The sequence below is a fragment of the Nostoc sp. NMS8 genome, from assembly GCF_017115045.1.
Taxonomy (GTDB): domain Bacteria; phylum Cyanobacteriota; class Cyanobacteriia; order Cyanobacteriales; family Nostocaceae; genus Nostoc.
This window is the reverse complement of sequence record NZ_JABXKK010000106.1, coordinates 40702-54903: the sequence shown is the minus strand read 5'-3', so window position 1 is coordinate 54903 and position 14202 is coordinate 40702. Positions and strand designations below refer to the sequence as shown.

Sequence of the window (14202 nt, the reverse complement as noted above, 5' to 3'; positions counted from 1 at the left end):
ACGGTTCAGTGGTTAAACGAAGCTTTGTTCTGCGTATCAAGTTCATTGCTGGCAGACAGTTTTTAGCTTCGTAATCGCCAACTTCTTGTAGCAAAGACCAATAATTATTAAGCGATCGCCTAAAAATTATGACTCACAGGAATAGCGATCGCCTAACTCCTCAAATCGCCAATATAAGCCCCAATTTGTTTAAGTCCCTGCAAAACTTGGATACGTTCTGATGTATTTTCAAGTAACCGATAAGTATGGGATCTAGTATATTGAGGGACATTTTGGTGGCGATCGCATTTCAAAAACAATACTTCTCTTCCGTTTGTAACCATTGCATAACAACTTGACTGTAAGTTGGGAGCGCTCAACAAATAAGTAAGTGCTTGGGGAATTCCCGCCGTAACGTCTAGTCTTGCAGGCTTTGACTCGATTACCAAAATCCAAAAACTATCTTGAATCACCAAAATATCAATCCTGCCTTGAACTGCAATAGCATTAGCTTCGTCTGCAACTTCGATATTGGTACTTACTTCTGCTTTTACCAAAAAAGGAAACTGATAGAAACCTGCTAAATCTAGCAATGGTGATATAACTACAAGCTTAACAATTTCTTCGAGAGGTGGTTCTTCTTGACTGAGATAGTTATAGTTTCGAGTGAGGCGATCTAGTCCTTGTAGTTCCGCTTCGGTTAGAGTCGGCGCATTATTTAACCATTCATCAAAAAAGCGATCGCTAGAGTCTAGTCTCAAGCCAAAAGTTTGACGGAGAGCGCCAAGGGTAAGGCTACTAGCATTTGTAATCACGGTTAAATTCTTGTAGTAATTACATGAAGTTTAAAAGTCTAGACATTTTATCTAGGCTCCAATACCTAATATACGATATATTAAGAGCAAAAGAGCGATCGCCCAGAAATCACGACTCACAGGAATAGCGATCGCCTTCAGGAGATAGATTGTTGATGCGATCGCATACCGCAAAGCCTTTAGCAGATAGATAATTGAGGCGATCGCCTATCACCACTCACAGGAATAGCGATCGCTCAAGTAGGACGATGCAAAAATTAAGGCTTGCTGAATATCTTCATCTTCTAATTCGGGAAACTCCTGAAGCAATTCTTCACGATTAGGGTAGGTAGCTAATAACTCAATCACCCGACGAACGGTAAGCCGAAGATTACGAATAGAGGGTTGTCCATTCATGCGATTGAGATTGCTGGTAATGCGATCTCAATCGCATGGAAGTAACTCTAGCTCCTTGCGAAAATCATCGTCAATGTATATTGTTTCATGCCAAGTTGATAAAAGACGATTCTACTCCAAGCAAAATTTTATAGCAGGGAACAGGAAATAAGGCTTGTGCCACTAAAATAGAAAAATCATTCACGAGCGTTGTACTTATGGGTAATGAAGTTGAACTACTTGAACACTGGCGAGAACTCACACCCCAAAAGCAACAAAAAGTTTTGGAGTTTGTTGAACTACTTAAATCTGAGCCAGAAACAACACCCACCGAATCTAATTTTGTGCCACAAACACCCTTAGCTAAAAAATTATGGTCGATCCGACAACGAGCGATCGCTGCTGGATTGCAACTTCTCAACGAAGACGAAATTGAACTTGAACGTGCTGAACGTCGCGGTGGATTCCGTGAGTCGTAAGAAGACTTACATAGACTCTGGTGTACTGATCAGCGCTTTCTGTGGCATTCAGCCAGTCAGCATCAGAGCGAATCAGATTCTTAACGATGAAAATCGGGAGTTTGCCTCAAGTAGCTTCGTTCAGCTGGAAGTCTTGCCTAAAGCAACTTTTAACAAGCAACAAGACGAAGCAGAATTTTACGAAACATTTTTTAGTGCTGTTATCCACTGGGCAACTTATCTTAGAGCAAATTATGCAGAATGCTTCTGAAATTGCCTGTACTTACGGTTTAGCTGCGATGGATGCACTTCATGTGGCGGCTGCTTTGCAAATTAAAGCCGATCAAATGATCACTACTGAAAAGCCAACTAAACCAATGCATCGAGTAACGAAAATCCAGATTATTTCAATATAAAGCTTATTAAATATAAAGTTTCAAGAAAGCCATAAGCTTTTTTAATTTCCACGCCAATAGCTTGAGAATTACACATGAAAACCACTGGCATTCATCATATAGCTATTATTTGTTCTGACTATAATCGCTCCAAAAAATTTTATGTTGAAACTTTAGGCTTTTCGATTATTCAAGAGACTTTTCGCGCCGAGAGAAATTCTTATAAATTAGATTTACGAGTTGGAGAAAATGATCAAATAGAGTTATTCTCTTTCCTAAATCCCCCGCAAAGATTTAGTAGTCCAGAGGCTTGTGGTTTAAGACATCTTGCTTTTCAAGTTGATGATATCGAGGAAACTGTTTTTTACTTAAACTCGCAAGGTGTAGAAACAGAGAATATCAGAATTGACGAAATTACAGGTAAAAAATTTACTTTTTTTAAAGACCCTGATAATTTGCCGTTAGAGATTTATGAAAATTAGACTTCAATATGTTAGTCAGAGAATATAGACTATCTGATACCAAGGCAATCATGAAACTGTTCTACGATACAATTCATGAAATCAATATTTGCGATTACACCCAAGAACAAGTCAATGCTTGGGCACCCGAAAATATGGATTATGAAGTTTGGCACAAAAGATTACAAGCCAAGCTTCCCTATATTGCTGACAATAATGGTGAGATAGTTGGGTTTGCAGAATTAGAACCAGATGGTCACATTGATTGTTTTTATTGTCATAGCAAATACCAAAGAAAGGGTATTGGCTCAAAACTCTTAATTCATATAGAAGATGCTGCCAAATTCCAAGGAATTAAACGGCTATATACAGAAGCGAGTATTACTGCGAAGCCATTTTTTGAAAACATGGGATTTAGCGTAGTCAGGGAACAGCAAGTAGAACTGCGGGGAGTTTGGTTTCAAAACTATGTAATGGAAAAATACCTATGAATTTTGACAATTGTCAACAATTTTTTGGTTTCTGAGACGCGATAAATCGCCGTCTCTACAAGTGTTTTGTTGCTCATTATTGATAACACCAGTTTAATTAATTCTTAGCTCTCTACGAGAAGCAACAACAGTATTTACAGATATAGCAGGGGACTGGGGACTGGGTTGAAAGTCTATTTGTATAAGGTTTTATCATCAGTTAATGTCCTCACCTCCTTGTCCGTTGCTATAACTGAGTCTGATGAATCCAAATTAAAAAATAATCGGTGCAGTCAACCTGCACCGATGCTGCGCTACGCACAATTTAACTCTAATTGCACCGGACATTTCCTTCACGCCAATGCTGAAGCTTGGGGTTTGGCAAAAATCATTCTTCCTGCTGTAGTTTGCAAAGCACTTGTGACTACTACTCGTAGTTCACCACCCACATAATTGCTGCCTTCTTCAACAACAACCATTGTGCCGTCGTCTAGGTAGCCAATGCCTTGACTGGGTTCTTTGCCTTCCTTGAGAATTTTTAAATCCAGGTTGTCACCAGGTAAATAACTGGGACGAACGGCGTTCACTAAATCATTTACGTTCAAAACTGGTACTTTCTGAACGCTGGCGACTTTAGACAAGTTGTAGTCGTTGGTTAACAATGTACCGCTGATTTCTTGGGCGAAGCGGACTAATTTGGCATCTACTGTGGGAATATCGTCGTAGTCAACTCCATTAATCAGGATGCGATCGGGGTAATCTTCCTTAATGCGGTTGAGAATTTCTAACCCTCGTCTTCCCCGCACCCGCTTTTGATCTTTGCTAGCATCGGCTACTTGTTGAAGTTCTTGCAAGACAAACTGCGGTACGAGAATTTGTCCTTCTAAAAACCCTGTTTCTAGTAAGGCTTCAATACGACCATCAATAATACAGCTAGTATCTAAAACTTTGGTATTGGCTGGTTTTAATGTTCCTTCCACTACCATCGATTCGACGGTGTTGGGATTGATGAACCGCAATAAGCCTCGCCCGTGGGTATCTGCCAAATTCATGCCAGTGACAGATAGGATAATACTACCGACAACTGCCACCAATGGCTTAATAAATCCAAAATCCGCCGGGATGGGTAGTAAAAATAGTGGGGCTAGCATGAGGTTAGCTAACAATAGCCCAATCACTAAGCCGATCGCACGCGTTAAAATTACTTCTAGAGGCATTTCTTTAACTTGTGCCTCCAAACGACGATATGTCGTCTGGAAACTCAGCCCGATCGCACCACCAATAATAGCGGCAAAGACGGCAACAACTAGGCGTAAAGCTTCTAGATTCGTTACCTGATCTAGCGCCCCATTGGGTAGTAGTTCAATGCTGTAGAACCCTATTCCCGACGCTGCGAGGATAAATGAGAAAATGATAATTGCGTCAAGCATGGTTGTCTTGTTTTCCTACAACTGTGTTCACCGATCCAGTTAAGTATTTTTTATTGTATCGGTAAGATAGACTAATGAATATTGACTTACACTAAGGGTTTAGGCTGACAATATCTGCAATTATTATAACTAAAGGCTCTTATCTTAATATTTTTCATTATTTCTTTGTAAAACAACAAAAATTTGTAAATAAACTACTTATTTTGTAAGAATTTAGAATCCAGAAGACTTTGATACCCAACTTTAATAAGTTTAATAAAATCAAGAAGTTATTGCGCGCTTGATTTTGCGATTATTCTGGCTCTTGGCTCTTGGCTCCTGAATTGTTACCTCATTTTTATTGTCTCTAATTTGCAGTTGGGTTAACTCCAAACTTTTCTCAAAATGAGTCAAAAATTTAGTATTTCTGGAATTGTGAGTTCTGCTTATCTGCATATTCCTTTTTGCAGACGGCGGTGCTTTTATTGTGATTTCCCGGTGTCTGTTGTGGGCGATCGCTTGCGGGGCGAAACATCTGGTACTATTTCCCAATATGTTGAGGTGCTATGTCAAGAAATTGCCATGACTCCAGCATTTGGTCAACCCCTGAAGACAATTTTCTTCGGTGGTGGTACTCCTTCGCTGTTATCAACAGAGCAGCTACAACGTATACTGAGAGAGCTACAAAAGCATTTTGGGATTGCAACTGGTGCAGAGATTTCTATGGAAATTGACCCAGCCACCTTTGATTTAGCCCATATAGCAGGCTATCACAGTGCGGGCGTAAACCGGGTAAGTTTGGGTGTACAAGCCTTTCAAGCAGAATTATTGCAGAGGGCGGGGCGATCGCACTCAGTTGCAGATATTTTTGCAGCTGTGGAACTGATTCACCAAGTGGAGATTCCCGTATTTAGCTTAGACTTAATTTCTGGGTTGCCGCATCAGTCTTTGGATCAATGGCAGGATTCTCTCTTAAAAGCGGTGGCGATCGCACCCACTCACATTTCCATCTACGATCTCACTATTGAGCCAGGTACAGCCTTTGGTCGTTACTACAAACCTGGTGATACTCCTTTACCCACGGATGAAGCCACAGTCAAAATGTACCAGATGGGGCAGCAGGTTTTAACTAGTGCAGGTTATGAGCATTATGAAATTTCTAATTATGCTCAACCTGGTCATCAATGCCGACATAATCGAGTTTATTGGGAAAATCGCCCTTATTACGGCTTTGGTATGGGTGCAGCGAGTTATGTTGACGGCAAACGCTTCACTCGTCCGCGCAAAACTAAGGAGTATTACCAGTGGGTGCAAGCTGGCGGTGTGATTGATTGTGATGTGACTCCCCCAAAGGAAGTATTGTTAGAAACGTTAATGTTGGGGTTGCGTTTAGCGGAGGGTGTGAGTTTGGCAGCGTTGGCGGAGGCCTTTGGCGAAAAGAAAGTAGAGGAAATTTGCAAGTATTTGCAAGAATATTTTGAGAATGGTTGGGTAGAAATTGCAGAGGGAAGGTTGCGTTTGATTGATCCCCAAGGCTTTTTGTTTTCTAATGTGGTGTTGGCGGAGTTGTTTGAAAAGTTGGGGTGACAAGGCATTTATGCAAAAAAATAAAGTTAGAAAAGCTGTAATTCCGGTAGCTGGTTTCGGTACTCGTTTGTTTCCAGCTAGCAAGGTTGTGAAAAAAGAACTTTTCCCGATTATCGATCGAGATGGTAGGGCAAAACCTGTAATTTTAGCAATTATTGAAGAGGCGATTAGTGCTGGAATTGCAGAAGTAGGGATTGTGGTGCAGCCAGATGACAAAGAAATCTTTGAAGATTTATTGAAAAACCCACCCAAAAAAGAGCTTTTAGATAAACTTTCACCGCATAATCAAGAATATAGCCGATATCTCGAAGATTTAGGTAGCAGAATTACCATTCTGTTACAAGAAGAGCAATTAGGCTATGGCCACGCGGTATTTTGTGCCAAAGATTGGGTGCAAAATGAGCCGTTTTTACTCATGTTGGGCGACCACATTTATGCATCTGATATTGAAAAATCTTGTGCTAGTCAACTCTTAGATGTTTATGAACAAGTTCATCAAAGCGTTGTTAGCTTAACTACAACGCCAGCCGAAAATCTTCATACATCTGGATGTGTAGCAGGAGTTTGGCAAGAGTTAAACTCTATTTTAGAAGTTACACAACTCTATGAAAAACCTACTATTGAGTTTGCACAACAATATTTGCGCGTACAGAGAATGGCAGAAAATGAGTTTTTATGTATATTTGGTTTGTATTTACTAACGCCGAAAATTTTTGACTTTTTAGCAGAACACATCAACCAAAATTTCCGAGAACGAGGCGAATTTCAGTTAACATCTTGTCTTGATAGATTGTCTCAGGAAGAGGGAATGACAGGATATGTTGTTAAAGGGAAGTGTTTTGATACAGGTTTACCAGATACTTATCGTCAGACAATGATTGATTTTAGAAATTTCTAGATTAATCTTCGTTCAAAAAGTCGCCTCTCTGAAAAAGAAATAATGTTTTTTATCTCCAGCAATAAATTGAGTTACTAGTAGCCATTAATTACGAATTATGAATTATTTTGCAACGGTTGCTCGCGGATTAGAAACCCTGGCGGCTCAGGAGTTAGAGCAACTGGGTGCCCACTCCGTAGAGCCAGGATTTTGCGGTGTAGCCTTTGAGGGCGATCGCACTCTGCTTTATCGTGTCAACCTCTGGGCTAGGCTACCGTTCCGCATTTTGGTGCATATCCATGAGTTTCCATGCCTTGATGCTAAGGATCTCTATCGCGGCATTCAGGCTATTGATTGGCAAAACTATCTCACGCCAGACATGACGCTGGCGGTGAATGTCACGGGCAAAAACGATCGCCTCAACCACAGCCACTTCACATCTCTACAGGTCAAAAATGCGATCGTTGACCAACAGAAAGAAAATCTGGGTGAGCGTTCAAATGTGGAACTTCATGACCCAGATGTGCGGGTCAATGTTCATATTGAACGCGATTTTTGTACCGTTAAACTCGATAGTTCTGGAAATAGTCTGCACCGCCGAGGCTACCGCCCTGCGGTTGGAGTAGCCCCTCTCAAGGAGTCTCTAGCTGCTGCCCTCATTCAACTTTCGGGTTGGCAGCCAAACCAGATGTTTTACGATCCTCTCTGTGGATCTGGCACTTTACCTCTAGAAGCTAGCTTAAAGGCTCTCAACATCGCACCAGGGCTATTTCGTGAATCCTTTGGATTTGAAAATTGGCTCGATTTTGACCTGTCCCTTTTAGAAAAACTTCTCCAAGAAGCTAAAGATAGCCAAATAGATACCCTGCCTGCGCCTATTTGGGGAAGCGATCGCGATGAAAATATAATTGAGCAAGCGATTAACAATGCTCAAAACTGCGGCGTTGATAATCATGTATGGTTTTCTCAAATGGAACTTGCTGATGTTGTCGCCCCCGCAGACAGTGGGATTTTATTCTGCAATCCGCCTTATGGCGAACGGCTGGGACGAGATAGCGATTTAGGGGCGTTCTATAAACTTTTGGGCGATGTACTGAAACAACGCTTTAAAGGGTGGACTGCGTTTGTCCTGAGTGGCAACAAGGAACTGTCTCAATCGATAGGGCTAAAATCATCCCAACGAATAGCCGTGTACAACGGAACGTTGCCTTGTCAGTTAATGAAATATGAATTGTATTAAGACAAAGACGCGATGAATCGCGTCTTACCTGTGATATTTTTAATACTCTTTAACAAATTTAAATTTAGTCACAAAAAGCTTGAAACCACCTATTAGTCTATATTTTGGCAGTTATGATGACAACGGTTAAAAAAAGTGGCAGTATAATCGGTGACTGACAACCTACAATTTATTTATAGCTAAGGGGCTATTTATGTCAGACCAATTCACGTTTACCGTTACCAATGATACCGAACAAGCAATTACAGAGTTGTGGGTATCTGTCGATGATGAAGAGTGGGCTTCATTTACCTTGAGTGATTCAGGGATTCCATCGGGTGAAACAATAACAATTGCTTGGGCTGAATATACGAATGATTCGCCCTGTGAATGGTATATATCTGCTGTATTTGAAGATGAATCAGAAAGTGAGTCAGCCGTATTTAACTTCTGTGAAGAACCAGCTTTAACGTTCGGCTAAATTCCCCAGTGCGATCGCCTACGGCGGGCGTGTACGCCATCGCACTTGATGCATGATTGCATATCCACTCCAGCCATAAAAATCAAAGCCCTGCCTCGAAAGTATCTAGGTGGGGCTTGATATTAAAATTGATATTGGCAATACCAGATAATGGTGTAAAAGGCAAATGATAGGCGTTGGCTGTAATGCTCTATTTTTCGTCATCAAGAAAAAGATTATATGCAAGCTTTCCATATAATAAATAGTGATGCAGCAAGGCGATCTATGGAGACAACTAATCAGAGCTATTTGTCAGCGTTCCAGATTCAGTTACCCTGAAATTATCTGTAGGGCAGTATTATTGAGGTTGTCGGTAGAGCGTAGTTTACCGCCACAGGTAGATGCTCGTGGACTCGCTAGCGCTCTGATTCTAGAAGAGGAAAAATGCCAATGCCAGAAAAATCAGGACTGTTCACTCCAGTTACACTAGGTTCGCTTGACCTTCCCAACCGCATCATCATGTCTCCGATGTCCCGTCTCCGGGCAACTACTGAATGTGTACCTACCCCCCTAATGGTTGAATACTACACACAGCGAGCTTCGGCAGGACTCATTATTACGGAAGGGACGCATCCAAGTCCAATGGGGCGAGGTTACACAAACTGTCCTGGGTTGCACAACGAGGAGCAGGTTGCAGGCTGGCGAAAAGTGACAGATGCAGTTCATGCTGCTGGAGGTCGGATATTTGTGCAACTGATGCACGCTGGACGGGTGTCGCATTCCTCCTTATTACCTAACCATGCCCGACCGATCGCACCTTCGGCTGTCCCGGTGGTGTCCGAAGAAGTTCACATTTGGGATGGCAAAGTCCCTTTCGAGATACCCCGTCCGTTAGAGTTGGACGAAATACCCGAAATAGTAGAGGAGTACCGCAGAGCGGCAGAACTCTCTATTGAAGCAGGTTTTGATGGTGTAGAACTTCATGCAGCAACAGGATATCTACCCAACCAGTTCCAAGTCAGCAGCTCCAACAAACGCACGGATGCCTATGGTGGCACATTGGAGAATCGAACTCGCTTCACGCTCGAAGTAGTCAATGCTCTGTGTAGCGTCCGGGGAGCGGAGCAGATTGGGGTCAAGATTGCCCCCGGCTTCACAGTCAACGACACATTTGATGACGATCCTGCCGAAACTTACACCTATGTCGCAAAAGCACTCAGTCCATTGGGTTTGGCATACTTGCACGTGGGGTATGACCGAGGTTACGCCAGAGGAACTGCACCGAAGTTTAACCCCATTGATCTCCTACGTTCCGTTTACCAAGGAACACTGATAGCTGTGGGTGGGTTTGATCGACAACGAGGTGATGAAGCAATTACAAGCGTGCGGGCTGATGCCATAGTTTTCGGGCGACTGTTCATCTCTAACCCTGACTTAGTGGATCGGCTACGGCTCAATGCCCCCCTGAGCGAAAGTGATGTGACGGCGTTCTATGGTGGTAGTGAACATGGCTACACAGACTATCAAACCCTGTCGCAACTCCATTGAGTGGCATCACAACGCCTGTGCGAGTTGTGTTGCAAAAACTTTTTAAATTTAAACTACGCAATTCCTCAAAATACTTAAAGCCACCGCCTCCGCTACCTTAATCCCATCGATACCCGCCGAGAGGATTCCCCCTGCGTATCCCGCGCCTTCACCAGCTGGATAAAGACCGACTGTATTTAAACTTTGATAATCTTCTCTGCGTTTAATCCGAATCGGTGATGACGTGCGGGTTTCTACCCCAGTCAACACGGCATCATCCATTGCAAATCCTTTGATTTGTCTGTCAAAAGCGGGAAGGGCTTCACGGATAGCTGCGATCGCATAATCTGGTAAACTCTCACTCAAATCGCCCAAATGTACCCCCGGTGTATAAGAAGGTTTAACCGTTCCCAATGCTGTAGAAGGGCGATGGTTGAGAAAGTCTCCCACCAACTGCCCTGGAGCTTCATAAGTTCCACCGCCCAACTCAAAAGCCTTTTCTTCCAAGCGCCGTTGAAAGTCAATCCCCGCCAAGGCATTTCCCGGATAATCTTCAGGTGTGATGCCCACAACGATCGCACTATTGGCATTTCGCTCATTGCGAGAATATTGGCTCATGCCATTGGTAACAAGTCGCCCCGGTTCTGATGCAGCTGCAACCACCAAACCCCCCGGACACATACAAAAACTGTAGACAGAACGACCATTTTGGCAGTGGTGAACCAGTTTGTAATTGGCAGCACCTAAAAGCTTATGACCAGCTTGAGCGCCGAAACGACATTTGTCGATGAGAGTCTGGGGATGTTCGACCCGAAAGCCGATGGAAAAAGGTTTCGGCTCGATGTAAACCCCGCGATCGTATAGCATTTGGAAGGTATCGCGGGCACTGTGACCCACTGCGAGAACTACATAATCGCTGGCGATATATTCCCCACTGGCGAGGGTAACTCCCCGCACCTGTCCATTTTCGATATTGATATCTTCCACCCGGCTTTCAAAGCGAATTTCACCGCCGAGGGATTCGATTTTGGCACGCATACTTTGGACGATTCCCACCAGTTTAAATGTGCCGATGTGCGGTTTATTGATATAGAGAATTTCCGGCGAGGCTCCCGCATTCACAAGTTCGGTCAATACCTTGCGTCCATAATGCTGAGGATCTTTGACTTGACTATAGAGTTTGCCATCGGAGAATGTACCCGCCCCACCTTCGCCAAACTGGGCATTAGATTCTGGGTTGAAGTCTGATTTTTTCTTCCAAAAGCCAAAAGTATCAACGGTGCGATCGCGAACTTGTTTCCCACGTTCTAAAATGATTGGACAAAAGCCCATTTGCGCCAGCATCAAACCCGCAAACAATCCACAAGGCCCAGTACCAATGATGATGGGGCGAATCGTCAAATTGCTTGGTGCTTTTGCCACTGGGCGATAACTCATGTCTGGCGGGATCATTACATGAGGATCTTTTTTCAGGCGCTTGAGTAGATGAGTTTCCTGAGCCGTTTCTACATCCAGAATATAAACAAGGGCGATTTCTCCTTTCTTACGGGCATCGTAGCTACGCTTGAAGATGGAATAACCGATCAAATCTTCGTCCGTGATTTGCAGCTTTTTGAGGATGGCAATCTTAATCTCATCTTCAGGATGATCGAGCGGGAGCTTTACTTCAGTTAGTCGTAACATAGCGAGGAGAAATTCATACTGTCTATGAAAATATTAACAAGAGAGGCAGGAAGCAGGACGAATACTGCCTTTTGGCGAAACCTTACATAAAGACTGACTTTTCACGTCATGGAAAAACCCACGAAAAACCTAACCCCCCTCCCGACGTAATTGCAATAAATAATACGTAGCAAAAATTACCTCGGAGAAAAAAGAAAAGTTTAGTTCAAATCAATACCTGTGAAGGTGTAGTTCCAGTGTATTGAGCAACTTAGGCAAGTTCTTTTGAGAAACCTGACGTGTACCCGTCTCGACTGCATCAACCCAGAAAATGTTTTTACTAACTGTTTTATTTTTCTACCAATCAGTTGCTCACGTAGGTAATTTACAATGATTAAATAAAGCCTAAGTTTCTTCTACTTGACCTTGCCAAAATATAAGTCTCAACCGCCTTCCGTCGCTTTAAACAACCACTAACAATGCAAGAGATTTTCCATCAGGTGATACTAATCTAATAAAAAGTGGTCAAGTAAAAAAAATGATTTTTTTACTTGACCATAATTATCAATGATGAGTTTAAGATTTCACTGATTGTAATTGCTTGAAGTTACTAGCGGTACTGTTGGTCAGCCGGATCGCCATACGGGTCTTCGCTAGCTGGGCGGACGTTACCATACTGCCCGAAATTTCCTTTTAACTTTAAATACGGAAAAAGCTTCTATTAAAAAATAGAATGACGGTTAAACGCCATCTATTTATAATCTCTACAGGAATTAATTTGTCGGAGCAGTACTTGCACCCAAACCTCTTAAGTCTCGCCCTGTGGGACTATTATTATATCCTTGAAAGTCACGGTATTGTTGTGCCTCCTCCTCTGGAACACGAATGCCCTCTTGTGGCGGTGTTACCCAGACTGGGCGATTTTGAGCATCTCGATAGTAAACACGCCCATTCTTAGAAAGGTAGTGTTTCCCCTGCGCTCCAACTCCTTGGGCATTCTTTCGCTGATTGTAGAGGTAGTAAAGTCCAGCGGCTCCTGCCAAGATTGCCACTTTCTGCCCTGTACTTAATCCCCTGTTAGCTTGGGGTTGATTTACAGGGGCGCGATTATTTAAATTTCTACCAATACTATCGTCAATTGGAGGTGGCGTAGCATTTTGGGAACCTCCGCCGCAGCTATTAAGCAGCGGGACTGTTAGCAATGTTGAAAGAAGTACTGTTGTTGTCAGCGAAGCTAATCTATTTGTCTTGATCATACATTTTCTTTTCCGGCTAATTTAGCTAATGTGGTATAAGATAGGACTTACGCAAAAGTGCTAAAAAGCTTCATTTATCGAACCAGCATCTCTACGAGAAGCTTCCGCCAACGCGTAGCGTCTCGTTAGAGAAGAACACCAATAATCTACAGTTTTATACAATGGTCAAGCAAAACTCAACTTTTTACTTGACCAAAAGTTCAGATACAATGTATCCGCCACGATACTTTAGTTAGCTTAAAGTCTGTGATTCTTCTATGCCTAGAATTTGTTTTTTAAGCAAGCGAATTTCTGCTGTTAATTCTTGCCGAGTGGAATCTTTGAGCAAATAGCGGAAAGTAAACCAAATTGTGTAACCAAGTCCAATTAATTCGAGAAATGGAGAAAGTAGGGGAATATCATTTATGGCGTTGAGTACCGCCAGAAAAATTCTTAGTCCCGTAACTGTTATCACAAGCAACGCAAAGCTGATAATCAGCGATTTGTATTCTTGGTAGAATCTACTTATGTACTCAGGTATTTTTGCCAAAAATATAGAAATCTGGCTACCAATTTTTTGCCATTGTTCTTCATTTTGCGAGGCGGGTGGCAACATTGCCAAGTTTCCAGACTCTGAACCTTTAAGTGCTTCTATCTGGTTTGGGGAGGCAGTATCAACATACTGATCTTGCTGTAATTCGGTATCCATAATTATCTCCTGATTTTCTGCAATGAGAGCAGTTTTAAAGTTTAGACTTTGTTATTGTCAATTTTTGCAACACTTGCTTTGTAACTAGATTTATTACTCCTTAGCGGCACAGCTAAAAACTTATTTGCAAATTTATTAGGACTTTAATAATATTTAGGCATTTTTAAATTTCCTTCTCATCAATCTTTTGGCATAGATTTTATCTTCTAAAAGAGTGATGGGTCGAGTATTACAACTTAAGCAAATAAATCTTTAATAATATAAGGATATTTTATTTAAGTGTAAGGTGTTAATAAACATATCAAAGTAGCTAGGTTTGATGGTATGTATTGATTTAGCTAAGTTTAGTTTTGATATTTACTCCTAAAAACTAGTCACAGTATTTACAAAAATTAGTTTAAATAAATTTGGCAAGTAGTAATACATTAATACTCAAAAGCTGTTTTATATCATACTTGTGGGTTATGAAAATATATTTAAAGTCACGAACACCAAAATCTCCAATTTAGTGGCTTGCAATTTAGATAAAATGTGAGCCACTATTTTTATTCCAACCTCCTGCCT

At 42.0% G+C, this 14202-nt stretch carries 16 protein-coding genes; 10 read left to right on the top strand and 6 right to left on the bottom strand.

What is annotated here, in order from left to right; all coding sequences use genetic code 11:
* Positions 1–152: 152 nt before the first annotated feature.
* The gene (locus HWQ39_RS28210) at positions 153–794 is read right to left on the bottom strand and encodes a type I restriction endonuclease subunit R (RefSeq protein WP_292852765.1); all 642 of its coding nucleotides are present in this window, start codon (positions 792–794) and stop codon (positions 153–155) included.
* 210 nt (positions 795–1004) lie between these two features.
* The gene (locus HWQ39_RS28205; protein ID WP_292852977.1) at positions 1005–1211 is read right to left on the bottom strand and encodes a DUF433 domain-containing protein; all 207 of its coding nucleotides are present in this window, start codon (positions 1209–1211) and stop codon (positions 1005–1007) included.
* Positions 1212–1387: 176 nt separating this feature from the next.
* Here HWQ39_RS28205 and HWQ39_RS28200 point away from each other — a divergent pair, with 176 nt between their 5' ends.
* From HWQ39_RS28200 to HWQ39_RS28185, 5 genes are all read left to right on the top strand, one after another.
* Positions 1388–1648, top strand: coding sequence for a hypothetical protein (locus HWQ39_RS28200; protein ID WP_292852763.1), 261 nt, complete (start codon positions 1388–1390; stop codon positions 1646–1648).
* The gene (locus HWQ39_RS34480; RefSeq protein WP_366932307.1) at positions 1638–1898 is read left to right on the top strand and encodes a hypothetical protein; all 261 of its coding nucleotides are present in this window, start codon (positions 1638–1640) and stop codon (positions 1896–1898) included. The genes HWQ39_RS28200 and HWQ39_RS34480 overlap by 11 nt, the downstream gene beginning before the upstream one ends.
* Positions 1882–2043 (top strand): hypothetical protein, encoded by a 162-nt coding sequence (locus tag HWQ39_RS34475; protein ID WP_366932306.1) that lies wholly within the window; start codon positions 1882–1884, stop codon positions 2041–2043. The genes HWQ39_RS34480 and HWQ39_RS34475 overlap by 17 nt, the downstream gene beginning before the upstream one ends.
* Positions 2044–2117: 74 nt before the next feature.
* Entirely contained in the window at positions 2118–2504 is a 387-nt protein-coding gene (locus tag HWQ39_RS28190) for a VOC family protein (protein ID WP_292852760.1), read from the top strand.
* Between the two features lie 50 nt (positions 2505–2554).
* Complete coding sequence (locus tag HWQ39_RS28185; RefSeq protein WP_366932305.1) at positions 2555–2974, top strand: GNAT family N-acetyltransferase; 420 nt, start codon at positions 2555–2557, stop codon at positions 2972–2974.
* A 332-nt stretch (positions 2975–3306) separates the two neighbouring features.
* Here the strand turns inward: HWQ39_RS28185 and HWQ39_RS28180 are convergent, their stop codons facing one another.
* Positions 3307–4383 (bottom strand): PIN/TRAM domain-containing protein, encoded by a 1077-nt coding sequence (locus HWQ39_RS28180; protein WP_179067375.1) that lies wholly within the window; start codon positions 4381–4383, stop codon positions 3307–3309.
* A 384-nt stretch (positions 4384–4767) separates the two neighbouring features.
* Between HWQ39_RS28180 and hemW the strand changes: the two genes are divergently transcribed.
* From hemW to HWQ39_RS28155, 5 genes are all read left to right on the top strand, one after another.
* Entirely contained in the window at positions 4768–5949 is a 1182-nt protein-coding gene (gene hemW / locus HWQ39_RS28175) for a radical SAM family heme chaperone HemW (RefSeq protein WP_292852754.1), read from the top strand.
* Between the two features lie 10 nt (positions 5950–5959).
* Positions 5960–6847, top strand: coding sequence for a UTP--glucose-1-phosphate uridylyltransferase (locus HWQ39_RS28170; RefSeq protein ID WP_292852752.1), 888 nt, complete (start codon positions 5960–5962; stop codon positions 6845–6847).
* Positions 6848–6944: 97 nt separating this feature from the next.
* The gene (locus HWQ39_RS28165; RefSeq protein WP_292852749.1) at positions 6945–8066 is read left to right on the top strand and encodes a THUMP domain-containing protein; all 1122 of its coding nucleotides are present in this window, start codon (positions 6945–6947) and stop codon (positions 8064–8066) included.
* Positions 8067–8259: 193 nt separating this feature from the next.
* Positions 8260–8526, top strand: a complete 267-nt coding sequence (locus HWQ39_RS28160; RefSeq protein ID WP_292852746.1) for a hypothetical protein — start codon at positions 8260–8262, stop codon at positions 8524–8526.
* Between the two features lie 429 nt (positions 8527–8955).
* Entirely contained in the window at positions 8956–10053 is a 1098-nt protein-coding gene (locus HWQ39_RS28155) for an alkene reductase (protein WP_292852743.1), read from the top strand.
* A 48-nt stretch (positions 10054–10101) separates the two neighbouring features.
* On the opposite strand, the gene HWQ39_RS28150 is transcribed toward HWQ39_RS28155, so the two are convergent.
* The 3 genes from HWQ39_RS28150 to HWQ39_RS28140 form a co-directional block, all read right to left on the bottom strand.
* Positions 10102–11715, bottom strand: a complete 1614-nt coding sequence (locus tag HWQ39_RS28150; RefSeq protein WP_292852740.1) for an NAD(P)/FAD-dependent oxidoreductase — start codon at positions 11713–11715, stop codon at positions 10102–10104.
* Between the two features lie 752 nt (positions 11716–12467).
* Positions 12468–12950 (bottom strand): hypothetical protein, encoded by a 483-nt coding sequence (locus HWQ39_RS28145; protein WP_292852737.1) that lies wholly within the window; start codon positions 12948–12950, stop codon positions 12468–12470.
* Positions 12951–13182: 232 nt separating this feature from the next.
* Positions 13183–13638, bottom strand: a complete 456-nt coding sequence (locus HWQ39_RS28140) for a CAAD domain-containing protein (RefSeq protein WP_292852734.1) — start codon at positions 13636–13638, stop codon at positions 13183–13185.
* Between the last annotated feature and the right edge of the window lie 564 nt (positions 13639–14202).

Bases quoted from the DNA above. Each gene is read 5' to 3' on its own strand.
- hemW (WP_292852754.1), top strand. From the start codon at position 4,768: ATGAGTCAAAAATTTAGTATTTCTGGAATTGTGAGTTCTGCTTATCTG.
- HWQ39_RS28170 (WP_292852752.1), top strand. From the start codon at position 5,960: ATGCAAAAAAATAAAGTTAGAAAAGCTGTAATTCCGGTAGCTGGTTTC.
- HWQ39_RS28150 (WP_292852740.1), bottom strand. From the start codon at position 11,715: ATGTTACGACTAACTGAAGTAAAGCTCCCGCTCGATCATCCTGAAGAT.
- HWQ39_RS28145 (WP_292852737.1), bottom strand. From the start codon at position 12,950: ATGATCAAGACAAATAGATTAGCTTCGCTGACAACAACAGTACTTCTT.
- HWQ39_RS28165 (WP_292852749.1), top strand. From the start codon at position 6,945: ATGAATTATTTTGCAACGGTTGCTCGCGGATTAGAAACCCTGGCGGCT.
- HWQ39_RS28155 (WP_292852743.1), top strand. From the start codon at position 8,956: ATGCCAGAAAAATCAGGACTGTTCACTCCAGTTACACTAGGTTCGCTT.
- HWQ39_RS28160 (WP_292852746.1), top strand. From the start codon at position 8,260: ATGTCAGACCAATTCACGTTTACCGTTACCAATGATACCGAACAAGCA.
- HWQ39_RS28140 (WP_292852734.1), bottom strand. From the start codon at position 13,638: ATGGATACCGAATTACAGCAAGATCAGTATGTTGATACTGCCTCCCCA.
- HWQ39_RS28180 (WP_179067375.1), bottom strand. From the start codon at position 4,383: ATGCTTGACGCAATTATCATTTTCTCATTTATCCTCGCAGCGTCGGGA.
- HWQ39_RS28200 (WP_292852763.1), top strand. From the start codon at position 1,388: ATGGGTAATGAAGTTGAACTACTTGAACACTGGCGAGAACTCACACCC.
- HWQ39_RS28190 (WP_292852760.1), top strand. From the start codon at position 2,118: ATGAAAACCACTGGCATTCATCATATAGCTATTATTTGTTCTGACTAT.
- HWQ39_RS34475 (WP_366932306.1), top strand. From the start codon at position 1,882: ATGCAGAATGCTTCTGAAATTGCCTGTACTTACGGTTTAGCTGCGATG.
- HWQ39_RS28185 (WP_366932305.1), top strand. From the start codon at position 2,555: ATGAAACTGTTCTACGATACAATTCATGAAATCAATATTTGCGATTAC.